This is a genomic window from Burkholderia perseverans (assembly GCF_022870505.1).
GTDB lineage: Bacteria > Pseudomonadota > Gammaproteobacteria > Burkholderiales > Burkholderiaceae > Burkholderia > Burkholderia plantarii.
This window is the reverse complement of record NZ_CP045094.1, coordinates 2,772,571-2,798,010: the sequence shown is the minus strand read 5'-3', so window position 1 is coordinate 2,798,010 and position 25,440 is coordinate 2,772,571. Positions and strand designations below refer to the sequence as shown.

14 protein-coding genes and 2 pseudogenes are annotated in these 25,440 nt (G+C 67.9%); 6 read left to right on the top strand and 10 right to left on the bottom strand.

All coding sequences use genetic code 11. The features are described from left to right. Together BpN12_RS26910 and dddI are read left to right on the top strand one after the other, a co-directional pair. Complete coding sequence (locus tag BpN12_RS26910) at window positions 1–4,278, top strand: RHS repeat-associated core domain-containing protein (protein WP_246795247.1); 4,278 nt, start codon at window positions 1–3, stop codon at window positions 4,276–4,278. A gap of 1 nt (window position 4,279) precedes the next feature. After that, window positions 4,280–4,651, top strand: a complete 372-nt coding sequence (gene dddI / locus BpN12_RS26905; protein WP_246798070.1) for a CDI system double-stranded DNA deaminase immunity protein DddI — start codon at window positions 4,280–4,282, stop codon at window positions 4,649–4,651. Between the two features lie 311 nt (window positions 4,652–4,962). Here the strand turns inward: dddI and BpN12_RS26900 are convergent, their stop codons facing one another. Next, window positions 4,963–5,877, bottom strand: coding sequence for a LysR family transcriptional regulator (locus BpN12_RS26900; protein ID WP_246795246.1), 915 nt, complete (start codon window positions 5,875–5,877; stop codon window positions 4,963–4,965). A gap of 248 nt (window positions 5,878–6,125) precedes the next feature. Here BpN12_RS26900 and BpN12_RS26895 point away from each other — a divergent pair, with 248 nt between their 5' ends. The 4 genes and pseudogenes from BpN12_RS26895 to BpN12_RS33470 all read left to right on the top strand — a co-directional run. Then, window positions 6,126–6,929 (top strand): NADPH-dependent F420 reductase, encoded by an 804-nt coding sequence (locus BpN12_RS26895; protein ID WP_246795245.1) that lies wholly within the window; start codon window positions 6,126–6,128, stop codon window positions 6,927–6,929. Window positions 6,930–7,194: 265 nt separating this feature from the next. Then, complete coding sequence (locus tag BpN12_RS26890) at window positions 7,195–7,896, top strand: NADPH-dependent F420 reductase (protein WP_246795244.1); 702 nt, start codon at window positions 7,195–7,197, stop codon at window positions 7,894–7,896. A 66-nt stretch (window positions 7,897–7,962) separates the two neighbouring features. Then, window positions 7,963–8,730 carry an SDR family NAD(P)-dependent oxidoreductase gene (locus tag BpN12_RS26885; RefSeq protein ID WP_246795243.1) on the top strand — a complete coding sequence of 256 codons (768 nt, stop codon included), beginning with the start codon at window positions 7,963–7,965 and terminating at the stop codon, window positions 8,728–8,730. A 32-nt stretch (window positions 8,731–8,762) separates the two neighbouring features. Then, a pseudogene (locus BpN12_RS33470) lies at window positions 8,763–9,133 on the top strand (IS66 family transposase); the annotation flags it as partial. A 46-nt stretch (window positions 9,134–9,179) separates the two neighbouring features. Here BpN12_RS33470 and BpN12_RS26880 read toward each other — a convergent pair. From BpN12_RS26880 to BpN12_RS26840, 9 genes and pseudogenes are all read right to left on the bottom strand, one after another. Beyond that, window positions 9,180–10,484, bottom strand: coding sequence for a TIGR02679 family protein (locus BpN12_RS26880; protein WP_246795242.1), 1,305 nt, complete (start codon window positions 10,482–10,484; stop codon window positions 9,180–9,182). A 23-nt stretch (window positions 10,485–10,507) separates the two neighbouring features. Further along, window positions 10,508–14,635, bottom strand: a pseudogene (locus tag BpN12_RS26875) (TIGR02680 family protein). Next, a complete protein-coding gene (locus BpN12_RS26870; protein ID WP_246795241.1) occupies window positions 14,632–15,894 on the bottom strand; it encodes a TIGR02678 family protein in 1,263 nt (420 codons plus the stop codon). Before BpN12_RS26870 ends, BpN12_RS26875 begins: the two are co-directional and overlap by 4 nt. Further along, the gene (locus BpN12_RS26865) at window positions 15,891–17,435 is read right to left on the bottom strand and encodes a TIGR02677 family protein (RefSeq protein ID WP_425306327.1); all 1,545 of its coding nucleotides are present in this window, start codon (window positions 17,433–17,435) and stop codon (window positions 15,891–15,893) included. Before BpN12_RS26865 ends, BpN12_RS26870 begins: the two co-directional genes overlap by 4 nt. 388 nt (window positions 17,436–17,823) lie before the next feature. Beyond that, window positions 17,824–19,371, bottom strand: a complete 1,548-nt coding sequence (locus BpN12_RS26860) for a methyl-accepting chemotaxis protein (protein WP_246795240.1) — start codon at window positions 19,369–19,371, stop codon at window positions 17,824–17,826. Between the two features lie 148 nt (window positions 19,372–19,519). Continuing rightward, the gene (locus tag BpN12_RS26855; protein WP_246795239.1) at window positions 19,520–20,557 is read right to left on the bottom strand and encodes an XdhC family protein; all 1,038 of its coding nucleotides are present in this window, start codon (window positions 20,555–20,557) and stop codon (window positions 19,520–19,522) included. Window positions 20,558–20,605: 48 nt separating this feature from the next. Then, on the bottom strand, window positions 20,606–21,964 hold the full coding sequence (locus BpN12_RS26850; protein WP_246795238.1) for an MFS transporter: 1,359 nt from the start codon (window positions 21,962–21,964) through the stop codon (window positions 20,606–20,608). Window positions 21,965–22,017: 53 nt separating this feature from the next. Beyond that, a complete protein-coding gene (locus BpN12_RS26845; RefSeq protein WP_246795237.1) occupies window positions 22,018–23,679 on the bottom strand; it encodes a UbiD family decarboxylase in 1,662 nt (553 codons plus the stop codon). A 256-nt stretch (window positions 23,680–23,935) separates the two neighbouring features. After that, complete coding sequence (locus tag BpN12_RS26840) at window positions 23,936–25,408, bottom strand: NAD-dependent succinate-semialdehyde dehydrogenase (protein WP_246795236.1); 1,473 nt, start codon at window positions 25,406–25,408, stop codon at window positions 23,936–23,938. Window positions 25,409–25,440: the final 32 nt, after the last annotated feature.

The following is a 25,440-nucleotide window of genomic DNA, read 5'->3' as shown; positions in this document are numbered from 1 at the left end:
GTGTACGAAGCGGCCCGCGTCACCGATCCGATCGAGCACACCAGCGCGCTGGCCGGCTTCCTGGTGGGCGCCGTGCTCGGCATCGCCCTGATTGCCGCCGTGGCGTTCGCCACGTTCACCTGCGGGTTCGGCGTGGCGCTGCTGGCCGGCATGGCCGCCGGCATCGGCGCGCAGGTGCTGTTGTCGCTAGGGGAATCGATCGGGAAGATGTTCAGTTCGCAATCCGGAGCGATCACGCTCGGCTCGCCGAACGTCTACGTGAACGGCAGGCAGGCCGCCTACGCCACGCTCAGCAGCGTGACGTGCAGCAAGCACAACCCGGTACCGCTCGTCGCGCAGGGCTCCACCAACATCTTCATCAACGGCAAGCCGGCCGCCCGCAAGGACGACAAGATCACCTGCGGCGCGACCATCTCGGACGGCTCGCACGACACCTATTTCCACGGCGGCACCCAGACCTGCCTGCCGATCGACGACGAAGTGCCGCCGTGGCTGCGCACCGCCACCGACTGGGCGTTCGCGCTGGCCGGGCTGGTGGGCGGGCTCGGTGGCCTGCTCAAGGAAGCGGGCGGGCTGTCGCGCGCGGTGATGCCGTGCGCGGCGAAATTCATCGGCGGCTACGTGCTCGGCGAGGCGGCGAGCCGCTACGTGATCGGCCCGGCCATCAACAGCGCGATCGGCGGGATGTTCGGCAATCCGGTGGACGTCACCACCGGGCGCAAGATCCTGCTGGCCGAATCGGAAACCGATTACGTCGTGCCCAGCCCGATGCCGGTGGTGATCCGGCGCTTCTATTCGAGCGACCTCGATTACGTCGGCACGCTTGGGCGCGGCTGGGTGCTGCCGTGGGAGCTGCGGCTGCACGCGCGTGACGGGCGGCTCTGGTACACCGACGCGCAGGGGCGCGAGAGCGGCTTCCCGGTCCTGAAGCCGGGCCAGGCCGCGTTCAGCGAGGCCGACCAGCGCTATCTGACCTGCACGCCGGATGGCCGCTACATCCTGCACGACGTCGGCGAAACCTATTACGACTTCGGCCGCTACGAGCCGGGCTCGGGCCGCATCGGCTGGGTGCGCCGGATCGAGGATCAGGCCGGCCAGTGGTGCCGGTTCGAACGCGACAGCCGTGGCCGCGTGCGTGAAATCCAGACCTGCGGCGGCTTGCTGGCCGTGCTCGATTACGAGCCGGAGCACGAGCGGCTCGCCGAGGTGTCGCTCGTCAGCGGCGATCAGCGCCGCCTCGTCGTGGCCTACGGCTACGACGAAAGCGGCCAGGTGGCCTCCGTGACCGACGCGAACGGCGCGGTGGTGCGCCGCTTCACCTATGCCGACGGGCGCATGACGAGCCATTCGAACGCGCTCGGTTTCACGTCGGGCTATACGTGGAAGGCCATCGACGGCACGCCGCGGGTGGTCGCCACCCACACCAGCGAGGGCGAGGCCTGGGCGTTCGAGTACGACATCGAAGGCCGCCGCACCCACGTGCGGCATGCCGACGGCCGCCACGCGCAATGGCGCTACGACGCGCAATTCCAGATCGTCGAGTACCTCGATTTCGACGGCCGTCGCTACGGGCTCAAGTACAACGCCGCCGGCATGCCCGTGATGCTGACGCTGCCCGGGGAACGAACCGTGATGTTCGAGTACGACGACGCCGGCCGCATCGTTGCCGAAACCGATCCGCTCGGCCGCACCACGAAAACGCGCTACGACGGCAACAGCATGCGGCCCGTCGAGATCATCGTGCCCGACGGCGGCGCCTGGCACGCCGAATACGACCGGCAGGGCCGGCTGCTCGCCACCCGCGATCCGCTCGACCGGGAAAACCGCTACGAATATCCGCAGGCACTGAGCGCGCTGCCGATCGCGCATGTCGATGCGCTGGGCGGGCGCAAGACGTTCGAGTGGAACCGGCTCGGCGAGCTGGTGGCCTACACCGATTGCTCGGGCAAGACCACGCGCAATGTCTTCGACGCATTCGGCCTGCCGCTCGCGCGCGAGAACGCGCTCGGCCAGCGCGTGTCGTTCGACCTGCGCCCGACCGGCGAGGTGCGCCGCGTCACCTATCCCGACGGCAGCTCCGAAAGCTACGAATACGACGCCGCCGGGCTGATGATCCGGCACATCGGGCTGGGCGGCCGGACGCGGGTTTCGCTGCGCAACGCGCGCGGGCAGATCGTGGAGGCGATCGATCCGGCCGGGCGGCGAACCCGCTACCACTACGACGCCGAGGGGCGGCTGCGCGAGCTGCAACAGGCCCACGCGCGCTACGCGTTCGCGTACAGCGCGGGCGGCCGGCTCAGCAGCGAAACGCGGCCCGACGGCGTGCTGCGCCGCTTCGAATACGGCGAGGCCGGTGATCTGGCGGCGCTCGAGATCGTCGGAACGGCCGACGATCGCGCTCCAAACGATCGCCCGGTTCGCACGATCCGCTTCGAGCGCGACCGGATGGGCAACCTGTGCGTGCAGCACACGCCTACCGAGGTGACGCGCTACGAGCGCGACACCGGCGGACGCCTGATCGAGGTCGCGTGCGTGCCGACCGCGGCCGGGCTGGCGCTCGGCATCGCGCCCGGCATGCTGACGTTCGAATACGACAAGGCCGGGCGGCTGAGCGCCGAACACGGCGCGAACGGCAGCGTCCGATACACGCTCGACGCGCTCGACAAGGTGATGAAGCTCGCCCTTCCGCACGAACAGACGCTGCAGATGCTGCGCTACGGCTCGGGGCACGTGCATCAGATTCGCTGCGGTGACCAGGTGGTCAGCGATTTCGAGCGCGACGCCTTGCATCGCGAGCTGACGCGCACGCAGGGCCGCCTGACCGAACGCACCGCGTACGACCTGCTGGGCCGCAAGATCTGGCAATCGGCCGGCTTCCAGCCCGACGCGCTTGCGCGCGGGCAGGGGCAGGTGTGGCGCAACTACGGCTACGACGCCGCTGGCGAACTGGCCGAAAGCCACGACAGCCTGCGCGGCAGCACGCAGTTCAGCTACGACCCGGCCGGCTATCTGACGCAGCGCGTCAACACCGCCGACCGGCAGCTCGAATCGTTCGCCTGGGACGCCGCCGGCAATCTGCTCGACGATGCGCAACGCAGCAGCCGTGGCCATGTCGAAGGCAACCGGCTGCGCATGTGGCAGAACCTGCGCTTCGACTACGACGCGTTCGGCAATCTGGCGACCAAGCTGCGCGGCGCGAATCAGCGCCAGCAGTTCACCTACGACGGGCAGGATCGGCTCGTGGCCGTGCGCACGCAGGGCACGCGCGGGGTGGTGGAGACGCGTTTCGCCTATGATCCGCTCGGGCGGCGCATCGCCATGACCGATACGACGCTCGACGTGCGCGGCGTAACGCTGCGCGAGGAAACGAAACGGTTCGTATGGGAGGGGCTGCGGCTCGCGCAGGAGGTGCGCGACACCGGCGTGAGCAGCTACGTGTACAGCCCGGATGCGCCTTACACGCCTGCGGCGCGGGTTGATGCGGTGAGGGCCGAAGCGCTCGCGAACGCCGCGATCGACAAGGCCAGACAGGCGGCGCGGATCTATCACTTTCATACCGATGTGTCGGGCGCACCGCAAGAAGCGACGAACGAGGCTGGCGACATTGTCTGGGCCGGCCAATATTCAGCCTGGGGCAAGGTGGCACCGAACCAGCATGCCCCCGCCCGGATCGATCAGCCGCTCCGCTACGCCGGGCAATATGCCGACGACGGTACCGAGCTGCACTACAACACGTTTCGTTTCTACGATCCGGATGTTGGCCGGTTCATCAATCAGGATCCGATCGGGTTGATGGGTGGGCTGAATCTTTACCAATATGCACCCAACTCAATCGCATGGACCGACTGGTGGGGTCTGGCCGGAAGCTATACGCTCGGCTCCTATCAAATTTCTGCCCCTCAGCTTCCGGCCTACGACGGGCAGACTGTCGGGACCTTCTACTATGTGAGCGACGCGGGCGGGCTCGAATCGAGGACCTTCTCGTCTGGAGGGCCGACGCCCTATCCAAATTATGCGAATGCCGGGCACGTGGAAGGCCAATCCGCACTGTTCATGAGGGACAACGGAATTTCAGACGGGCTGGTTTTCCACAACAACCCTGAGGGTACTTGCGGATTCTGCGTCAATATGACAGAAACGCTTTTGCCTGAAAATTCCAAGCTTACCGTCGTTCCGCCCGAGGGCTCGATCCCGGTCAAGCGGGGCGCGACGGGTGAAACGAGAACATTTACAGGGAACAGCAAGTCTCCGAAGTCCCCTGTCAAAGGAGCATGTTGATATGTATGCAGACGATTTCGATGGCGAAAATGAAGTCGCGACTCTTGACGAGCTGATCGAGTTCCTCGGCAGGAAGCCGGCATTCAATGCCAACAACTTCACGCTGACGTTCGAGGACGACGGCTTTCCTCAGCTTAATATTTTTTCGAAAGACGAGATTGCCGTCGTGTATTACATGGATGCGGGCGAAAATTTTGTTTCACAAGGAAGATCCCGGGAAGTTGCGGTCGAGACATTCTACGAAAACAAGCTCGGCGGCGAAGTCAAGCTGGCAAAGAGCTGCGTAGTCGCCAAGGATGAAGCGATCGAAGCAGCAAAGCAGTTTTTTTCCACCAGAAAGCGTCCCGACGTGTTGTCGTGGGATGAGCTTTGAAATAATCGAACCCAATCTCCACCCCAGTTTTTCATGAATGAGGCGGGGGAATTTCGAGGTATTTCAAACGGCACGGCGGTTGTAAGACGTCGGCTTGAAGATCGGCGACACGGCGCTGCCGATCTTCGATTTCGCGAAACGAGACGTCGTCGGCTCGGGCGAATGGGAACTGAACGTCGTCGCGTTCCTGCCAACCCCGGCGATCGGCACCTCGACGCACGTTCGCCACGCTGCTCACGTATCAGGCGCACTGCGCGCTCCCGGGCTTCCCGGAAAAACTTGCTCGCCTTCTTGTTCATCGCCCGATTCTCTCAAGAATCCGTGTCCGAACCGCCGCCGTCCACAAACGCAGTCAGGCAGAGATCCACGAAGCCGCGCACTTTGGGATCCATGTAGCGGCTCGATGCGAATACGGCGTGGACCGGCGCCGGAACCTCTGCCCAACCGGGAAGCACGCAAGACAGCGTGCCAGCCGCCAAATAGGGTTTGGCCATGAAACGCGGCAAGTGCGTGATCCCGAGTCCCGCGAGCGCGAGGTTCTTCGCCGCGATCGTGCTGTTGACGGCACAGCGCGGCGACACGGTAACTTTCTCGATGTCCTCGCCGTTTGCCAGAGCCCAATTGGCGCGTCCCCGCGTCGTCTTCATGATCAGGTTGTGGCGCTTCAGGTCGCCGACGACGGAAAGCGCCGGCCCGCGCTTCAGATAGCCAGGGGCAGCATACAGCCCGTAAGACACCTCGCCGAGTTTGCGCGCCGAGAGCCCCGAATCCTCGAGCGCGCCGACACGGATGGCGACGTCGAAGCCTTCATGGATGATATCGACCAGGCGATTGGTGTATTCCGCTTCCACCCTCACCTTCGGGGACATTCGCAGAAACGCCGCGATCCATTCGTCCACGACCATCGTCCCGAACTCGGATCCAGCCGTGAGCTTGAGCAGCCCTTTGGGCTCCCTGGACTGCTGCGCCACCGCCGCCTCCGCGGCTTCGGCGGCGGTCAGGATGCACATGGCGCGCTCGAAGTAATCGCGTCCGACCTCGGTCACGCTGAGGCGACGTGTCGAGCGGGTGAGGAGTCGTGCACCGAGCTTCTGCTCCATGCGACTGACGATGCGGCTGATGCGCGCCTTGTCGGTGCCCAGCCGATCCGCAGCCGTCGTGAAGGAGCCATCGGTCACAACCGCCACGAAGACGCGCATCTCCGGCAAATCGATTGATGTATTCATGGACAACAGTATGTGAGATGTGCCGATATTTATGAATCAAGAGGTTAAGTCCATAGTGCGATTCATGCAACGCGTCGCACCGAATACAGCGGTGGCACTGACCTGCTGCGGTCGTAAGCGTCACGGTGAGCGAGACGCGCACCGCCCTGTCGTTCGAACGACTTGCTTGCATCAGGGCGCGCCTGGGCGTGCGTCCCGTGAAACCTGTCGGCGGGTTCCCGCCGTTCTTCCATAGAAGGCATGTGTAGATGACGCAAACAATCGGAATTATTGGCACCGGCCTCGTAGGCAAAGCCGTTGCGCGCCTGGCCGTCGCGGCGGGGTACAACGTCGTGATCAGCAATTCGCGTGGTCCCGACACACTTTGGAAACTGGTCAGGGGCCTTGGTCCACGCGCCCGTGCCGGAACCGTCGAAGACGCGATCGCCGCCGGCGATATCGTCACGCTCTCGATTCCGATCGCTGTATTCGCGCAGTTGCCGGGCGACAAGTTCGCCGGCAAGGTCGTCCTCGACCAGACGAACTACTATCCCGGCTTCGGTGATTTCCGCCGCGATGAACTGGATCGGGGCGAACTCACCTCGAGCGAACTCATTGCGCGTCATCTCAAGGGCGCCAAGGTCGTCAAGGGCCTTCACAACCTCAGCTGGATCCACATGCAGGCGAACGCCACGCCCAAGGGCGATGCGAACCGCACCACGCTGCCGGTTGCCGGCGACGATGCGGGCGCCAAGCAGGCCGTGACCGCCTTCCTTGACGACATCGGCTACGACGCGGTCGACGCCGGCTCGCTCGCTGACAGCTGGCGCATCGAGCCCGGCACGAACACGTACTTCTGGCGCTACGCCCCCGAGGTGCCGCTCGACGCCACCGACGAGGAGACCCGCCGCAAGTATCTGCGGCCGGGTAAGCAGCTGTCGCGCGAAGAGGCGCGCAAGCTCGTCGACGGTGCCGTGCGTCCGTCGCCGATCGGCGGGACTTTCGAAGGCATGCCGCAGATTCACGTGACCCTGTTCTTCGAGCAGGCCAGCGCCGGCACGGTCAAGCGGTAAGGCTTGCGCGTCGGGGGCGCCGGTGCGGGCGCCCGATGACGGTTTGCAGCCTGTCGCCGACAGGGTGCGCCCGTCCCGGCGGACACGGGCAGCATGCAGCCGGCCTATCCCGTCGAGCCGATGCTTGCCACTCGCGTGTCCTTTTCCCAGCCGGTCTACTGATGTAGTTATAGACAACGGTATGTGGTTTTCTTTGCTATTTATCGATTCCTAGATCATACCTAGAGTCATGCTTTCAACACACTACCGGGAAGCGCGAAAGCAAATGAAGATTGGAATTTTGAATGCCGGCAATGTCGGCAGTCGCCTGGCGCGAGCCTGGGCAGCCGCAGGCCATGAGCTCGTCATTGCGAAGGACGGCGAGGATCGCAAGATCGCACCGTTGCTCGCAGAACTGGGCGACAGGGCCCGGCTCGGCACGATCCGCGAGGCCGCCGAATTCGGCGAGGCCGTTCTGTTCTCCGTCTACTGGCCGAGAGTCGACGCGATCGTGAGCGAAGTGGGCGGTGCGCTCAATGGCAAAATCGTCATCGAGACCATGAACCCGCTCGGCGTCACTGCGGAATTTCAGCATTTCCACGAGCTGGACTTCATGCGTGACAACTCGACCTCCGAGTTTCTGCAACAACGCCTCCCGAAGGCTCGAATAGTCAAGGCGTTCAATCTGCTCGGATCGCCATTGCTCGAGGCCGCGGCGTGGTCGAAGTCGCCGGTGCGGCCCAACGTTTTCTATGTCAGCGACGACGCGTCGGCCGGGCAGATGACGCGCGGCCTGATCGCTGATGCCGGCTTCAAGCCCATCAACGCCGGCCCCCTCAATGGCGCCCGGCAACTGGAGCAGGCCGGCATCCTGTTGCACCACATTGCCGAGCATGAATATGCCGGGGACGCGGAGGGTCTTGTCCGGTTGGCGCTGTCGGTCATCGAGGCAAGCCCCGGCCCGATCGCACGCGAACGGATCACCTGAGCCACCTCGCAATCCGACTCGCAAGGCCACTGAAACCGCATTTCGTTTATTACCCAGGAAAATCTCATGTCCCAGCCCCTCAAGGGCAAAACCGCTCTCGTCACTGGCGGATCGCGCGGCATCGGTCGCGCGATTGCCGAACGGCTCGCGGCCGACGGTGCGACCGTCGCCATCACCTACAACGCAAGCAATGCAGGCGCGGAAGAAGTGGTTGCGACCATCGAAAAAGCCGGCGGCACCGCGTTCGCACTTCACGCCGACCTGGTCGATGCCGCGGCGATCCCGGCATTGTTTGATGCGCTCGACCGCGAGCTCATTGCAAGGAAGGGCAGCAAGGCGCTCGACATCCTGGTCAATAACGCCGGCAATTCCGGCTGGGGCGGCCTTGCCGATGCGACGCCGGACGCCTGGAACACGATGTTCGCGGTTCACGCCCGCGCACCGTTCTTCATCGTTCAATCCGCGCTGAGCCGTCTTTCCGAGGGGGGGCGGATTATCAATACGTCCTCCGGCCTGGCCACGCGCCCATTGCCGGCTGTCCCCATCTACTCGATGGCCAAGGCGGCCATCAACAACCTGACCCATGCGCTGGCGATGGAGCTGGGGCCGCGCGGAATCACGGTGAACGCCGTAGCGCCAGGCTGGACGCGAACGGACATGAACGCCGCTGTCCGCGAAAACACCGACATGGTGAAGGCGATCGAAGCCGCAACCGCGCTGGGACGCTTTGGCGAAACCTCGGACATCGCCGCAGTCGTGGCTTTCCTGGCCTCCGATGAAGGCCGTTGGGTGACGGCCCAGGTGATCGAAGCGAGTGGCGGCTACAAGCTCTGATTCCGCTTGGGCGGAACTGGCGGCTCGTCGATCCGCGAGCCTGCCTTGGTGGCTACGCGGGAACGCGGATGACGGGCGGCTGGCCTGCCCGATGCACGATCAAGGCGGCGACGCATCCCGGATGCCTCGTCCACGAGGAGGCGGTTGACGGACGCGCTCGAGTGCCAGAAGGACAAGCCGAGCCCGGGCATCATGAAAGCCCTCGAGTTCCTTCCTGGCGTGGCGTCGGGTCGAGGCGCCGGGGAAGCAGACGGTTCGTGGAAGCGAAACGCTGACCGATTACCGGTATTGCCCGCGGCAGCAGCAGAGCGTGCCGCCGTCGGCAATGGCAGTAGCTGATTCGATACGTTGACGACGGCACGGCCCGCCACTTGATGACAACCTCGAGCGCGACATCAGGCCCTCCGATTGTTTGCCACCGCGAAAAAATGCAGCCCGGTGGAGGCCAATCATTTTTTTGCTGGACCCGGAACGCGCAGATCTTCAATCAGAATGGTTGCGACGGCCTCCTCCGCGATGGCAGTGCCATGGTTCTGCATTGCGGTTGCGAGATGAATATCCCAGTCGGCGTTGACAGGCATGGCGCCAAGCTCATGCCGCACGCGTGTGGAACTTGCGGCGGCTTCGTAGTCCTGGGTACTCATTCGCCAAGGCGCTGTATTCCAGGTGCGGATCACGAAATTCGCGATGCCGATGCCGGGCCAGTCGAAGTCCCCGTGATAGTGCAGCTTTGCGCCGGCGGCCTGCAATTGATCGAGCAGGATGCGTTGCGCGGCCGATGGCATGCCGTCCGTGCAGACGAGGGGAGCGCATCGGGCGCCCAACTGGTCGGCTGCGATGGCGAGGAAGTTGGGGTTCTCGCAGACATGGACGACGCGATCGGCGACGGACCAGGTCGGGCTGGCTCGAAGTAATTGCCGCAGTGAAATGTACGACGGCTCGCCTGGATGCCCCTGCGCTCCTTGAGAGGCGGCCACCGGCAGATTAAGGAAAAGTGCGGGCCTTGCCAATTCGTTGACCAGGATACCGGCGCGTGCCCAGACATCGCGTTGACGTTCCTCCGTGCCTTCTCCCTTGGGAGCATTTTCGGGACCGTCCCCGGTTTCGTGGTTGGTCGGGGGCTGCCGTTCGTGATGCCGCCAAACGGCGAGCACGAGGGTGGCCACCGGTCGCCCGGCGTCGAGGGCATGGGCGTCGCCGAGCAGGCTGGCCGCCAGCTGCGAGCGGGGCTGTCCCTGCGCTGGAAGCGCGCGCAGCACGCTGTCGGCGGCGTTCAACAGTGGCGTGGCACCGTCCGGGGTACGACCCAGGCGCTTCAGTAGCGGCGCGGCCGAGGGGGCCTTCAGCCAATCCTGCAACAGCGGGCACGCGTCGACCGAGTCGACTTCGGCGGCCCAGCGTGCCTGCAGTTGCAGGCGCTGCCGCGTCTTGTCGACGATGGGGCCGTCCAGGCGTTCCAGTGCGTCACGCAGCGAGTCCGCGAGGCCGGCTTCGCGCAACGCCCTGTCCAGCTGGCGGATGTCCAGGGTCATGGAGCGCGCCGGTCGCGCGGGCCTGCCGGTCATTTGGCAGAGCGCTTGATGCGCGGCGGGGGCGAGTTTGTCCAGACGCAGCGTCGATGCGATGGTATCGGAACCGATGCGCTCGAAGTGCCGGCGCAACCGCCGACGCAGCGGAGCGAGGGCGTCGCCGCCCAGCAGACGTTGCAGGCGTGGGTCCGGTGGGGCGGTTGGTAGCGTGGCGTCGGTGGACATGCGGGTTGGGTTCAAGCGGGCGGTCAGGCGGCAGGTGGGAACCGGCGGTCGGGATCGGGTTCCTGGCGCTTGGCGCGGCCATCCCAGGTCCACCGCGAGACATGCACGGCGTCGATGCCTTCGTGGCGTTGCAATTGCGCGATCGCCACTCCGGGCAATTCGGCCGAGCAGGCCCATTCGCGTTCGCTGGTGACCACGAAGTCGAGGTCGAATTCGCGGATCAGCGCCCAGCAGTGATGGCGCGCGGCGTCGTCGATGCCGGCGAAGACCTCGTCCAGCAGCACTAGCCTCGGCGCATGCGCGTAGCCGGCCTGGGAGTAGTAGCTGGAGACGGCGGCGAACAGCGGTACGGTGAGCCCCAGGGCGCGCTCGCCGCTGGAAGCCGGGCCCGACAGCGGGCGCCATTGCCCATCCCAACGCTGGACGCGGAAGCGGTGCCAGCGGCGGTAGTCGAGTGCGCGCGCCAGTTGTTCATGCAGGCTGCCGCCTTGGTCGGCGTCGGCGCGGCTGCGCTCGGCGGCGATGCGTTGTTGCAGCATTTCGCCGACCACGCGGCGGTCGTCGGCGCTCCACAAATCGGTGCTGGTGTTGAGCAGGCGCTGGCGAGCGGCCTTGAGGCCGACCGGGGCGCCGCCATCGCCGTTCTCGGACAGGGTCTCCCACAGCAGCCGGAAACGCACGCCGGTGGAGGTCGGGCGTCTGGTCAGTTCTTCGTTGATCGCCAGCACTTGCTGCTCGGCGTCGTGCAGCAGCTTGTGGATCGCGCTGGCGATCTCGGCCTGCAAGTGATTCTCCAGCACCTGGCGTTCGCCAGCGGTCAGCAGCTCTCGGCGTTGGGCGATTTCGCCGGCCAGGCGCGTGCCTAGTTGATCGGGACGCTCGGGCCGGTTCTGGTAGACGATGCTGACGATCAGGCCGAAATCGCTGGTTTCAGCCTGGGCGCGGTGGCTGAGCGCGGCCAGCGCACGGCCGAGCTCGGTATAGTCCTGCGACACCTGGTTCTGCACGCGGCTCCAGGCGTCGTCGTCGTCCTTGACCTGCAGTAGCCCCTGTTCGGCGCGGCGTGCCAGGGCCAGGGCGGATTCGATGGTCCAGGGCGCAGCCTGCGGCGGCAGTTCGGCATCGGGCAGCGCGATTTCGAGCAGGCCGGTGGCGGCGAAGCCCTGCCAGTGCTCGATGGCTTGCTGGCGCGAGGCGATGCGTTCGCTCAGGATGGCGTCGGCGGCCTCGACTTTCTGTTCGGCCCGGGCCCGCGTTTCGCCTGCAAGGCGAAGCGCTTCGTTGCTCGATTTGAGTTCCAGATCTGCACTGCTGACGGCCTGTCGGGCATCGCGGATGCGCTGCTGCAGTTCCTCGACCTTGGCACCGACGGATTCACGCAGCGTCTGCAGGCGGATGCGGGCTTCTTCGGCCAGGCGATCGCGTTCGGCTGCTTGCTCCGCCGCGTGTTCAGCATCTGTCCGCGCTTGCTGTTCGCGTTCGACTTGTTGGCGGTGTTCGGCCAAGGTGTCGTGGCAGGCGCGCGCGGCACTGGCCAGGGCATGCAGCCGATCGCCGAAGGCGAGCAGCGCGTGATCGATGGTGCGCAGGGCGTCGCGCGCCGGCGGCAGCGCAAGATCCCGGGCGTCCTGCTCCAGGGTCTGGCTGGCAGCTTCCCATTGCTGGATGGCGCTGCGCAAGGCGTGCTCTGCCTGGTTCAGGCGCAGCCTGGCCGCATCGAGCTCGCGCACGCGCGTGCTGGCTTGCAGGTGCGCGGCGCGCAGGGCGTCGTCGGTGGGCGCGGACTGCCATTCATTGGCAGCTTGGCGCTGGTCGGCGGCGAGTTGTGCGAAGCCGGCTTGCAGCCGCGCGAGCGCTAGGTCGAGTTCCTCCAGTCGCTGGGCGATCTCGGTCAGGCGGCGCGCACGGGCGGCGGCGCGTGCCGCGTAACCGATGAACTCGGCGCGGGGCTTGTGCCAGGCACCGGCCAATGTGCCCAGCCTGAAGCGGCCGCCGAGGCCGATTCAGGTTTCGGCGCCCGGGTCGTCCTCCTCGCCGCAGGCGACGCCCTCAAGCAGGCGTTGCAGCACGGCGGGGGCGACCATCGGCGTGGCTTCGGCCAGGGCAGCCGGCTGCAGCCACGCTGCCAGCGAATCCGGGCGCGCTGGCCGGCCAAGCCACTGGGCATCGTGCGGTAGCGGCGCGCCGCCGCAATCCTGCAACTGTCCGTCGGGCGTCACCCAGGCGTCGAGCAGGCCCGAGGCCAGCAGCGCGGCTTCGAGGCCGGGCTGCAGATCGGCCGGCACTGCCGGCGCGAATTCGACCAGTTGCCATAGCGGCGCGCCGGCGCGGCCTTCGCGCGCGCCGGGCGCGCGCCATGCCGGTGGCGGGGGCAGGGCGTCTTCGCCGGATTGCAGGCGCGTGCGCTCCGCGTGCAGCGTGGCTTGTTCCTGCTCCAGGGCCAGTTGTTCGGTCTGCAAGGTGGCTTCGCGCTGGGCGAGGCGCAGGCTGGCGGTCTGCTGGGCGCGGTGCAGGGCGGCGCGCGCGGGATTGTCGCCGTGCAGACTCGCGGTCCAGACGGCAAGCGCTTCGAGGACGCCATCGCTGTCAGGCACCTGCAGCTGCCGCGCATCATCCAGATGGGATTGCCAGGCTTCGAGCAGATGCTGACCTTGCCGTTCGACCGCTTCGTCGGCTTCTTCGCGGCGGGCGGCGGCGTCCTCGGTTTCGGCGGCGCGGTCGTCGCGCAGGTCCTGCGCGCGTGCCCGGATCTGGGCTGCCTGCTCGACTTCGTCGTAGCGGCGCTGCAGATGGGCGACCTGTTCGCGGCGGCCGGTGGTGGTAAGGCGCAGATCCTGCTGTGCCGATGCCAGCGCCGACAGCGTCAAGGAGGCCGCATCCTGGTGGGCCAGCGGGCTGGCGCCATAGTCGGACGCCAGGCCGGCCGCATCCGCGTCCTCGCCGGCCTGGATGCGGGTGTCGGCCAGTGCGCGGCTCGCGCCCTCGGCGCGCTGGGCGCGCCGCTCGGTGGCCTGCTGCTCCTGCTCCAGGCGGGTCTGCCGGTGTCGGTGATCGCCGCGGGCGGCGTCGGCCTCGTGCTGGCGCTGGCTGGCATCAGCGACGGCCTTGTCGAGGGTTTTGGCATCGGCCATCGCCGGGTCGTTCTGCAACTCGTCGAGCCGGGTGCGATGGGCGGCCAGCGCGGTTTCCGCTCGCTGTTGCGCTTGCGTGGCGCCGGTTTCGGCGGCGCGCGCGGCGTCCAGGGCGAGGCGGGCTTCGTTGAGTTCGCGGCTGGCGTTGTCGAAACCGGTCTGTGCGCTGCGCAGGCTGCGCGCGCGGCGTCGAGCCTGCGTGGCGGCATACCGCTGGTAACGCTGATTGAACTGGCCGACGGCGCGCTCCAACGCTTCGTACTCCTCCAGCTCGCGGCGGTATTCCTCGAGCTGGTTCAGGGCGTCGGCGACGTCGGCGAGCAGGTCGCTGGAGATCGGCGGCAGCGCCTCGGTCAGGGCGTTCGAGAGGTTGGTTTCGTCCGGCTTCTTGGAGAGCTGCGGCTGGCGCAGCTGGATCAGCGTGTCCATCAGCGCGGTGTAGCGCTGCAGCCCGAGGTGGAACAGGCGCTCGTCGACCGCGCGCCGGTAAGCGGTCGCGGTGTCGAACACCTGCCCATGTTCCTGCAGCGCGTCGCGCAATCGCTCGCGTGTGAGCACCACGCGCGACGGGCTCATCAGCCAGAGGTCGTGGCCGATGCGTTGTTGCTCGAGCACGAAGAACCAGCTGTCGACCTGGGGGCGCGCGGCCACGGCCAGCAGTCCGCAGCCCAGCGTGAGATAGTGCGGCTGGCCGTCGGGGCCAACCCGGCCAAGCTCCAGCCAGGTGTAACCCATGCGGCGGTCGCGGCGTCCCATCAGCAGATTCCAGGCCATCTTCTTGCTGGCGTCGCCATCGGGTTCGATGCGCGAGGGCTTGAGCTGGGCGTCGAACAGGAACGGCAAGGTCAGCGAGAGCACCTTGGACTTGCCGGTGCCGTTGTTGCCGCGCAGTAGCAGGTGGCCGTCGCGGAACCAGAACTCCTCGCTGTCGTAGTGGAACAGCTCGACCAGCCCCAGCCGCAGCGGCTGCCAGCGCGCGAGGGTCGGGACAGGCAAGGGCGGGGAGGGAATGTCGGTCATTCGAACAGGGACGAAGAGGTGGGCGCGGGTGCGGCGGGCTGGCGGATATCGACCGCGCCGAGAGCGAAGCGCGCCAGCGCGGGCAGGGGCTGGATGTGGTCCGGGTTGCATGCCACGAGTTGCAGTTTCTGCAGGCGCTCCAGCGCGAGGCTGGCGAGTTCGCGCTCGGCACCGGCTTCGCGCGCCGATTTGCGCCAGTAGCGGCCATATTCTTCACGGGCGGTGGCGAGGAAGCCGACGACGTCGTCGTGGTCGATCGCCTCGTTGGCGTCGCACGGCCGGGAGAGGAACTCGGCGACCAGCAGGGTGACGTGGGCTTCGGTGCCTTCGGCGGGCATGGCAATGTCGGTCAGTTCGCCGTCCTCGTCGGCCAGGGCCAGGCCTTCGGCACGCTGCTCGGCGACCAGCGCGGCGGCCTCGCACAGGCGGCTGGCCATTGCGCCGCGCTGGTTGACGAAATAGGCGCGCAATTCGGCGTCGAGAGTCTCCAGGTAGACCACGGGGTCATCCAGCAGGCGGCGTGCGAGGTAATGGCGCAGGGCCGTGCGCCGGCCCTCCTCGCTGTCGGGCTGGTGTTCAACGACCAGCGAGGCCAGGCGCGCTTCCAGATCCACCGGAGCTTGCTCGGCGGGCCAGGTGGACGGGCCGCGGACCGCGGCGAGTACGCCGGCCAGTACCCGGCGGCGCACGTCGTACAGGGCGTCGGAGCCCTCGGCTGCATCGCCGCTGTTGCGTACGTAGCCTTCTTCGTCGCCGGCCACGCGCTGCAGCACACCGAGTTCCAGCAGGCTGCGGCAGACGGCGACCAGTTCGCGGCGCTCGTGCGCGGTGCCGAGGGTGAAGCGAAAGCCGCGCGATTCCAGCATCGGGTCGGCGGCCAGCGCCAGCAGCCGCTCGCCCAGGATGCGCAGGGTGATCTGCGGATTGGCACGTTCGAGCACCGCGCACGCCAGGCACAGCAGCACATAGTGCCTGCGCTCGTAGCCGGGCAGGCCGCGGCTGGCGTCGCGCAGGTCGGCCGGCCGCTTGTACAGGCGGGCGCAGTCGCGTTCGATGTGCAGCGTCCAGCCCGTCTCGCGTGCGAACCAGGCGCGCAACTCGTCGGCGTGGCGCCGCACGGCGGCGAAGTCCTGGTGTGCCGGGGTCATCAGCGGCGCCATCAGCAGGGCGCGCAGCGCCTGGGTGCGTTCATCGTCGCGGTGGCAGGCCTGCTGGCGACCGATGCTGTGGCTGTTCGCACGGCTGTCGCTGCGGCTCATGGGGCGATGTCCGTGCGGGTGATGGTGATCAGGTGGTCGCGGCCGCTGAATGCTCCGGTGGCGGTGTGGATGGTGGCTCGGCTGTCCTCGGCCAACGGTTGAAGGCGGACGCGCAGCAGGCCGTCGCCGCTGGGCACCTCCACTTCGGCGCCGGGCGAGGATTGTGCGGTCAGCGCTTCGCCCAGCAGCCCGAGGAACAGGGCGAACGCATGCGGGTCGAGCGTGCCGAATTCGGAGAGGCGCGTGCTGCGGCCGTTGACCAGTCGCTGGCGAGCGGCTTCGATTTGCGCATGTTCCTCATGCAGCCGGGCAGCCAGCAGTTGACGCTCGGCATCGCGCGCCTGCACACGCGGCAGCGCCCCGCGTGGCGATGCCTGGCCGTATTCGCGCAGGCGCGGATGGATGCGCAGCGGCGGCGCATCGGCCCACGGCGTGCTGGCAGGCAGGTCCTGCGCCCCGGGCGCCAGTTCGGGGTTCAACGAGAAGTGGCGGGCCGGATTGAGCGCGAATGCCGCGCGTGCCAGTCGATGGGCCTGGGCATCATCCTCACAGGCGGCAAACCAACCGGCCAGCGTGCGGAAGTCCGCAGAGCGGTCGCTGCGGCCGCTGCGGCGCTCGTTGATCGTGGCCACGGCCGATAGCAGCTGCGGGATTGCCGCGCGCGCCTTGGCGCGCAGCAGCTCGGACTGCGCTGGTGCATGACCGCTGGACAGGAACCAGCGGCGCAGCCCCGTCCAGCGTTCGCGCCAGGCCTGCCAGCCGCGCGTGGCTGCATCGAGTTGTTCGGCTTCATCGCCCGGCGCGCTGTCGCGGGCCTGGCGCCGGGCGGTCAGCCACAGCAGCGAGTCGATGCGCGGCTGCAGTGCGAGGATGTGCTGGGCGATGCCGCCGGAACGCGCGACCAGATCGCCGATGAAACGCTCCAGGTAGTCGATCAGCCGCTTCTTGTAGGCGAGCACGGCTGCGGCGTCGGCCTGCTGCAATTCGATGCCGCGGCCGACGCCCGCCATGAAGGCCTGCGCGTTGTCGGCCAGACTCTCGAACACGCGCACCAGGTCGCGCAGGGTTTCATGCACCTTGATGGCATCGGGTTCGGCGCTGTCGGCCAGGACCAGCAACGCCTTCAGGCGCAGGGCGATGTCTTCAAGGGCGACGCTCTGCAACTCGGCTCGCCGGCGCATCGTGCGGCTAAAGGCTGCAAGCGCGGCTTCCACCGCCTCGCCGCCCAGCGAGAGCCGGTAGACGAAGCGCGCGCGATAGAAGTCGCTGATGCTGGCGACACGGGCGGTGTCCGGCTGGGATTCGAGGTTGCCCCATTCGGCCAATTGCGCCAGCGCCGCCTGGATCTCTTCCATCCGGGGCGGCGCCGGGTTGGCCAACGTGGACCAGTCGCTGTCTTCCAGTACCTCGTCGGGGCGAAGATGTAGTCGGAACTGCCGCTTGGCAGCGGCGAAGCAATCCATGATGCAGCGATACAAAGTAGCCTTTTCCGCACTGACGTGGCGAAACAGATCGGCTTGGGTTGTTGCTGGCAGCGTCATCTCATAGGCTGGGCGATAGGGATTGCAAGGGCAGCGCCACACGCATCCGGCTTGCGGCGCCTGACTTTGGCAGTCCCAGTTTGCGCGCCATCGCAGTATATCTCGATTCGCCTTGAGCACCGCGCGCGGAGGCGGTTGTCGCGTCCGCCCGACCCGCTGCTGGCGCCGGTACACGAGCGGGTCGAGGCGCTCGCTCCGCAGGCGGTAGCGGGTGTCGCGAGCCCATGAAGGGTGCGAGGGGCGCAGGGGAGACCGGGGCGGCTCGTGAGGGTTGGCGAGCCTGGCGCGGCGGCGCGGCAGAACACGTGGAGGCCGCGCGTGCCGATCCGCCGCGCGTGCCGTCACCGGCCGCGCAGCGTGACTGCGGGCCGACGCGCCCGAGCGCCGGCTATTTCAGCCGGAACACCGACACGGCATCGCGCAGCCCATGCGCCTGATTGTCGAGCGACGCGGCGGCCGCCGCGGCTTCCTCGACCAGCGCGGCGTTCTGCTGCGAGACCTGGTCCATCTGCGACACCGCCAGGCACACCTGCTCGATGCCGTCGCGCTGCTCGTCGGAGGCGGTCGCGATTTCCCGCATGATAGTCGTGACGCGCGCGATCGAGTCGCTGATCTCCCGCATCGTTGCGCCGGCCGCGTTGACGAGCTGCGAGCCCGACGCGACGCGCTGCACCGAGTCGTCGATCAGCGTCTTGATCTCCTTGGCGGCCGTGCCGGCGCGCTGCGCGAGCGAGCGCACCTCGGCCGCGACCACGGCGAAGCCGCGTCCGTGGTCGCCGGCGCGGGCGGCTTCCACGGCGGCGTTGAGCGCGAGGATGTTGGTCTGGAACGCGATGCCTTCGATCACGCCGGTGATGTCGGCAATCTGCTGCGAGCTGCGATCGATTTCCGTCATCGTGCCGACCACGTCGCTGACCACGCGCGAGCCGCGCTCGGTCACGCCGTGTGCCGCTTCGGTCAGGCTCTGCGCGGTGCGCGCGTTGTCGGCGTTCTGGCGGACCGTCGACGTGAGCTGTTCCATGCTGGCGGCGGTTTGCTGCAGCGAGGCGGCCTGCTCCTCGGTGCGCTGCGAGAGATCGTTGTTGCCGGCCGCGATCTGCCGCGTCGTGGTGGCGATCGATTCGGCGCCGTGCGTGACCTGCCGCACGGTCTGCGCGAGGCCGCCCTGCATCTGCGCGAGCCCGGCCACGAGCTGCCCCATCTCGTCGCGCGCGTGCGTGTCGAGCTGCGCGGTCAGGTCGCCGCGCGCGATGCGCTGCAGCGCCGCCAGCAGGCCGGCGAGCGGCGTCGCGATCGAGCGGCGCAACCCGGCGGCGCAGATCGCGCAGATGCCGAGCCCGATCACGATCAACGCCAGGCCGGTGAGGCGCAACTGCCCGTTGAAATGCTCCGCGGCGTCGAACGCCTGCTTGCCGTGCCGGTTCTTCCAGCGGTCGAGCGCATCGGCGTTGGTCGAGAGCACCGTCGAGAGCTGCGACATGGTCTTCGACGAGATGATGTGGTCCGCCGCTGCGCTGTCGCGTTGCTTGAGCGCATTGGCGAGCGGCACGATGCCGTTCCTGACCAGCGCGGAGCGAGCCTCGTCCACGCGGTCGGCAAGCGTCTGCTCGTCGGGCGCGAGCTTCAGCGCGCGGTAGATGTGCCACGCGCGATCGGAGTCCGAGAGATGGCCGAGTGCCTTGCCGACGGCCGCCGGCGAATCGGCGGCCTCGGGATGCATCATCGCGCGATCGAGCACCACGCGCGCGATCTGCAGTTCCAGATTGGCGCGCCCGACGGCGATCGAGGCCGCCAGCTGGTTCGAGTACGCGTAGTCGAGTTCGTCGTTCGAACGCTGGATGGCGAGTTGCCCGAGCAGGCCGACCACGATGATGAGCAGGCCCAAGAGGGCCATCACGGCCGACAGTTTGCCGGCAATGGAAAGACGAGAAAACATGCTGCTCCCCCTTTGTCTGGTCTATGAAGTTTTATTCGTATAACGAACCATCCGGGCGGGTGGCCCGGCCGGGGACGCGGGCCTGGCGCTGCGAGGCGATGCCCGCGCGGGTGGGGACTGCCGATGTCGATCTTGATGCCGATGCCGTTCAGTGGCGGATCGCGCCGGCGCAGGAGGTCTGTTCGTCCATCGCGATGTCGAGCATCGTCTTGGCCTGCCCGACGCGGAATTCACGCGGCAGCGCGACCCCGTTCTTGACCGCCGTCACCTCGGCCAGGATCGACACCGCGATTTCGGGCGGCGTCCGGCTGCCGATATAGATGCCCACCGGCCCGCGCAGGCGGCCGAGTTCATCCGGGTTCAGGTCGAAGTGAGTCCCGAGTCGCTCGCGCCGCGCGGCGTTGTTGCGGCGCGAGCCGAGCGCGCCGACGTAGAAGGCGGGCGTCTTGACGGCCTCCATCAGCGCGAGGTCGTCGAGCTTCGGGTCGTGCGTCAGCGCGATGACGGCGCAGCGCGCGTCGAGTTGCATGGCGTGGACGGTATCGTCCGGCATCGAGCGCACGAGCGTCGTGCCGGGCACGCGCCAGGTGTCGGCGTAGCCTTCGCGCGGGTCGCAGACGGTCACCTGGTAATCGAGCCCGGCCGCGATCCGGCACAGATAGCTCGACAGCTGGCCGGCGCCGATCACGAGCATCCGGTAGCGCGGGCCGTGGACGGTCAGCAGCCGGCGTCCGTCGAATTCGGTGGCGTCGGCGCCGTGCGCCGGCAGCAGCCGCGCCGCGCCGCTTTGCATGTCGAGCGAACGCGCGACGAGTTCGCCGGCCGCCACGCGGCGGCACAGCTCGCCGATGCCGCTCGCGCGCGTCAGCGGCTCGAGCACCAGTTCGATCGTGCCGCCGCACGGCAGGCCGAAGCGGTGCGCCTCGTCGGCGGAGATGCCGTACTTCAGCGCCTGCGGCCGCGTCTGCTCGATGCCGAGCCGGCGCACGCGGTCGATCAGGTCGTCCTCGATGCAGCCGCCCGATACCGAGCCGACCACCGCGCCGTCCTCGCGGATGGCCAGCATCGACCCTTCAGGCCGCGGCGACGAGCCCCAGGTCTTGACGACCGTGACGAGCAGCACGGCGCGGCCGGCCTCGATCCAGCGAACGCTCGCCTTCAGCACTTCGAGATTGACGCTATCCATGAACGCACCGAATGGTTGGCCCGCGGCGCGGGCGTCGAAACATGGCCGTCAATGCCGCGACAGCGCCGAGCGCAACGACATCTCGCGCGCGGCTTCCGGCGTGATGGCCCGGTTCAGCATGAAGCAGGCGACCCCGGAGGCCACCAGCGGCAGGGCGCCGAGCAGGAAGATCGTCGCGATCGGCGTGCCGATCGCGATCAGCACGCCGGCCAGCAGCGGGCCGATGATGGCGCCGATGCGGGCCACCGCGAACGAGGCGCCGGTGGCGGTCGAGCGGATGAAGGTCGGGTAGATCATGCTCGAGATCGCGTTCAGGCCGATGTTGCCGCCCAGCACCAGCAGGCCGGCGACCAGCGCCATCGTCATGGTCAGGCCGGCGCCGCTGCCGACCGCCAGCCCGATGGCCGCCACCGGAATGGCGCCGACGATCATCGTCAGCGTCATCACCGACACGCCCTTGCGATCGATCATCCAGCCGAAGAACCAGCTGAAGCCGGCGCCGAGCTGGAACAGGGCCTGGCTGCGGGCCGCGTTGGCGAAGCCGATCTGGTCGGTCAGGAGCGTCGTCATCCACTGCGACAGGAAGAAGTGCGTGACGAACGACAGGCCGAGCGCGAGCCACAGGAACGCCGTCATGGCCGAACGGCCCTCGGTGAACAGGTGGGTCACCGGCACGCCGGTGCGCACCTGCTCCTGGATCGTGAAGCGCGTGTCGTCCGCGAAATGCGCGCTCGGCTTGAGCTTGCGGGCGTAGGCGAGGATCCGCCGGCTGCCGGGATTGCGCAGCGTCAGGTAGCGGATCGATTCGGGCAGGCCGATGAACAGCACGATGCCCGCCACCACGGCACCGGCGCCGCCGACGTAGAACACCGAGCGCCAGCCGTAGGCCGGGATGATCTCCGCGGCGAGCAGGCCGCCGCCGGACGAGCCGGCGGTGTAGCCGAGATAGAGCAGCGTGATGATCAGCCCCCGGTTGCCCGAGCGCGCGTAGTCGGTGATCAGCGAGACCGCCATCGGCATGCCGCCGCCGATGCCGAGCGCGGCGCAGAAGCGCAGCACCGACAGGTCGACCAGGTTGTGGGCGAACGGCACGGCGAACGTGAAGACGCCGAACAGCGCGGTAGCGAGCAGGATCGCGCGCCGCCGGCCGATGCGATCGGCCAGCATCGCGAACACCACCGAGCCGGCCATCCAGCCGACGATGCTGATGTTGAACACGGGTGTCATCAAGGCCCGGTTGATACCCCATTCCCGGATGATGCCCGGGGCGGCGTAGTTCAAGGCCTGATTGTCGAAGCCGTCCGCCAGCATGACGAGCGCGCACAGGACGAACAGCATCACGGTGAACCCGCTGCGCTCCTGCGTCTCGACGACTTGGGCGATATCGACGGTATTTCTTTGAGTCATGGCGTCTCCGGCCTCTGCTCCAGGTTGATTCAGTTCGGCTGGCGCGTGGGCGCTCATTCGCCGTGACCGCCCGCAGCGTCGCGCACCGGCGTTTCCGGTTTCACGCCGCCGCGCCGGTTGGCCCAGGTGCGCTCGCCCGTCTCGCGCCAGCCGCCGGAGGTGGCCGCCTCGGCGTATTCGTCCCAGCGCTTGTCCCAGTCGCCGAGGTGGTAGCCGTGCCACGGCGGCTGCGGTGTCAGCGACGGCAGGTCGAGTTCTTCCCAGATCCTGCGCGCGGCGCTCATGTACGGCTCGGTCGGCAGCGCGAGCGGCGGCATCGCGTGCTTCAGCGTCGCGTCGATCAGCAGCGTGCTTTCGAGCGGCGCGCGGCCGGACTTCGGACCGTGGCCGCTGGTGCGGTAGGGCGTGACGTGGACGTCGTGCGTGAAGTCGGAGCGATAGGCGAGCGACCAGAACACGGCGTCGGCGTTTTCCGGATTGATGTCCTCGGAGACGGCGATCACCAGCTTGCCGCACTGCGCCTGCAGCGTGGCCGCGCCCTGCAGGCCGCGCCAGACCTCGGCCTGCGGCGTGCCGCGCGCGAACTGCACGAAGATCACCTTGCGCAGGTTGGTGAGCGGCTCGTGCATCACCACGCGCTTGACGCCGCGCACGCCCATCACCTTCTGCAGATGCTCGAGGAACAGCGGCTCGTAGGCCACCTTCTTCAGCACCGAGCTTTCGCTGGGCGTGACCTGGCTGATGATCGAGACGAACACGGGCTGCTTCTTCATCGTGATCGCGGTGACGTGCATGGACATGTTGTAGTCCTCGAGCGCGATGTGGCCGTGGCTCTCGCCGAACGGGCCTTCGGGCTCCAGCGCGTCGGTGTCGATCAGGCCTTCGATGACGATTTCCGCGTCGGCGGGGACCACCAGGTCGATGGTCTTGCAGCGCACCACCTCGACCGGCGCGCGCATCAGGCCGCCGGCGACGGCCATCTCGTCCTGGTCGATCTGCAGCTTCTGCGGTCCGGTGAACAGCACGGCGGGCGCGCAGCCGAGCACGATCGCGCACGGCATCTGCCGGCCCTGCGCGCGGTACTTTTCCCAGTGCAGGTAGCCGCCGGCGCCCGACAGGCGGCTCGCCATGCGCACGCCGAGCCGGTTCTCCGACTTCAGGGCGGCGCGGTAGGTGCCCATGTTCTGCACGCCGCTTTCGGGGTCCCTGGTCACGCACAGCGTCGCGGTCAGGTAGGGCGCGGCGTCGAAGCCGGGCGTCGAGACCGGCACCGGCAGGCGCGACAGGCCCCGTTCCTTCAGCGCGTCGCCGCTGATCACCACTTCCTGGCACGGCGCGTCGCCCACCATCACGGGCGCGACCGGCTCGGCGATCGCGTCCGTCCACGCCCGGCCGATCTGCTCGACCGGCAGGCCGAGGCCGGTGGCATAGATTTCCGGCGAAGCGGCGAGGCCGCCGATCAGCACCGGGATGTCGTAGCGCTGGCCGTCGCCGTCGACCACGTTGGTGAACAGGAACGCGCGGCGCTGGTCTTCATGCAGGCCGCCCTGGAACTGCCAGCGCGCGAGCGGATGCAGCTCCGTGTCCTTGTTGATCGGCCGGTCGATGCGGGTCAGCAGCCCCTTGGCCTCGAGCCGGGCGATGTGTTCCTGCAAGTCGCGCGGGGCACCGTCGGCGGTGGCCGTTTGCGCGAGATCCTGAGATGACGACGACATGTTGTCTCCTAGATGTGAGACCCAGCAGAGGGGTATTCGGTGTGATTGTATGATTGCATGGCAATGTTACGAGTGTCAACGCGGGCTTTCCCGCCGACACGCGCCCGGCGCCGGTGGCGCGGGTCCCGCCGTCGAACGCTCGCCGTGCGTCGGTCCCGACTGGACGAAGCCGGCGGCGCGCCTCGTCCGACAGTCGGCGCCGCGGCCGTTCATCGGTCGCGGCGGCGCCAGGTTCGACGCCCGACGCCTCGCGCGTTCAGAGCCCGCCCATGCACAGGTATTTGGTCTCGAGATATTCCTCGATGCCGTATTTCGAGCCTTCGCGGCCGAGGCCGGATTGCTTGATGCCGCCGAACGGCGCGACTTCGTTCGAGATCAGGCCGGTGTTGATGCCGACCATGCCGTATTCGAGCGCTTCGGACACGCGCCAGACCCGGCCGATGTCGCGGCTGTAGAAGTACGCGGCGAGGCCGGACTCGGTCGCGTTGGCGGCGGCGACGGCTTCCTGCTCGTCGTGAAAGCGGAACAGCGGGGCGACCGGGCCGAAGGTCTCCTCGGTCGCGAAGCGCATCGACGCGGTGACGTCGGCCACCACGGTCGGCTCGAAGAACAGCGTGCCGGCCGCGTGGCGCGCGCCGCCCGTGAGCAGCCGCGCGCCGTGTTCGAGCGCGTCGGCCAGATGTGCCTCGACCTTCCGGACCGCGGCCTCGTTGATCAGCGGCCCCTGCGTGACGCCGCTCTCGAAGCCGTTGCCGACCCGGATGCGCGCGACCGCCGCCGTGAATTTTTCGGCGAACGCGTCGTACACGCCGTCCTGCACGTAGAAGCGGTTGGTGCAGACGCAGGTCTGGCCGGCATTGCGGTACTTCGAGGCGAGCGCGCCTTCCACCGCCGCGTCGAGATCGGCGTCGTCGAACACGATGAACGGCGCGTTGCCGCCCAGTTCGAGCGAGAGCTTCTTGACGGTCGGCGCGCACTGGTTCATCAGCAGGCGGCCGACCGGCGTCGAGCCCGTAAACGAGAGCTTGCGCACGATCGGGTTGCTGGTCAGCTCCGCGCCGATCGCGCGCGGATCGCCGACCACGACGCTGAACACGCCGGCCGGCACGCCCGCGCGATGCGCGAGTTCGGCGAGCGCGAGCGCCGACAGCGGCGTGGCCTCGGCCGGCTTGACGATCATCGCGCAGCCGGCGGCGAGCGCGGGCGCGGCCTTGCGCGTGATCATCGCGGCCGGGAAGTTCCACGGCGTGATCGCGGCGCACACGCCGATCGGCTCCTTCGTCACCAGCATCCGCTTGTCGGCGGCGGGCGAGGCGAGCACGTCGCCGTCCACGCGTCTGGCCTGCTCGGCGAACCATTCGATGAACGAGGCCGCGTAGCCGATCTCGCCCTTCGCCTCGGCGAGCGGCTTGCCTTGCTCGGCCGACATGATGGTCGCGAGATCGTCGGCGTTGGCGATCATCAGCGCATGCCAGCGCTTCAGCACCGCCGCGCGCTGCGCCGCCGTGAGCGCGCGCCAGCCGCGCTGCGCGCGCTCGCCGGCCTCGATCGCGCGGCGCGTCTCGGCGCCCGTCATCAGCGGCACCTCGGCGAGCGTCTCGCCGGTGGCGGGATCGTCGACGGCGAACGTGCGCGCGTCGTCGGCACCGCACCATGCGCCGTCGAGATACGCGAGCGTGCGCAGCAGGCTCGGGTCCGCGAGCCGGGAAAGCAGGTTGGATTCAGTCATGATGGTCGCAAAGGGCGGCCCGCCGGCACGGG

Coding starts and splice junctions, on each gene's coding strand:
- BpN12_RS26860 (WP_246795240.1), bottom strand. CDS start 19,371: ATGTTTTCTCGTCTTTCCATTGCCGGCAAACTGTCGGCCGTGATGGCC.
- BpN12_RS26890 (WP_246795244.1), top strand. CDS start 7,195: ATGAAGATTGGAATTTTGAATGCCGGCAATGTCGGCAGTCGCCTGGCG.
- BpN12_RS26840 (WP_246795236.1), bottom strand. CDS start 25,408: ATGACTGAATCCAACCTGCTTTCCCGGCTCGCGGACCCGAGCCTGCTG.
- BpN12_RS26850 (WP_246795238.1), bottom strand. CDS start 21,964: ATGACTCAAAGAAATACCGTCGATATCGCCCAAGTCGTCGAGACGCAG.
- BpN12_RS26900 (WP_246795246.1), bottom strand. CDS start 5,877: ATGAATACATCAATCGATTTGCCGGAGATGCGCGTCTTCGTGGCGGTT.
- BpN12_RS26870 (WP_246795241.1), bottom strand. CDS start 15,894: ATGAGCCGCAGCGACAGCCGTGCGAACAGCCACAGCATCGGTCGCCAG.
- BpN12_RS26855 (WP_246795239.1), bottom strand. CDS start 20,557: ATGGATAGCGTCAATCTCGAAGTGCTGAAGGCGAGCGTTCGCTGGATC.
- BpN12_RS26895 (WP_246795245.1), top strand. CDS start 6,126: ATGACGCAAACAATCGGAATTATTGGCACCGGCCTCGTAGGCAAAGCC.
- dddI (WP_246798070.1), top strand. CDS start 4,280: ATGTATGCAGACGATTTCGATGGCGAAAATGAAGTCGCGACTCTTGAC.
- BpN12_RS26845 (WP_246795237.1), bottom strand. CDS start 23,679: ATGTCGTCGTCATCTCAGGATCTCGCGCAAACGGCCACCGCCGACGGT.
- BpN12_RS26880 (WP_246795242.1), bottom strand. CDS start 10,484: ATGTCCACCGACGCCACGCTACCAACCGCCCCACCGGACCCACGCCTG.
- BpN12_RS26865 (WP_425306327.1), bottom strand. CDS start 17,435: ATGACGCTGCCAGCAACAACCCAAGCCGATCTGTTTCGCCACGTCAGT.
- BpN12_RS26885 (WP_246795243.1), top strand. CDS start 7,963: ATGTCCCAGCCCCTCAAGGGCAAAACCGCTCTCGTCACTGGCGGATCG.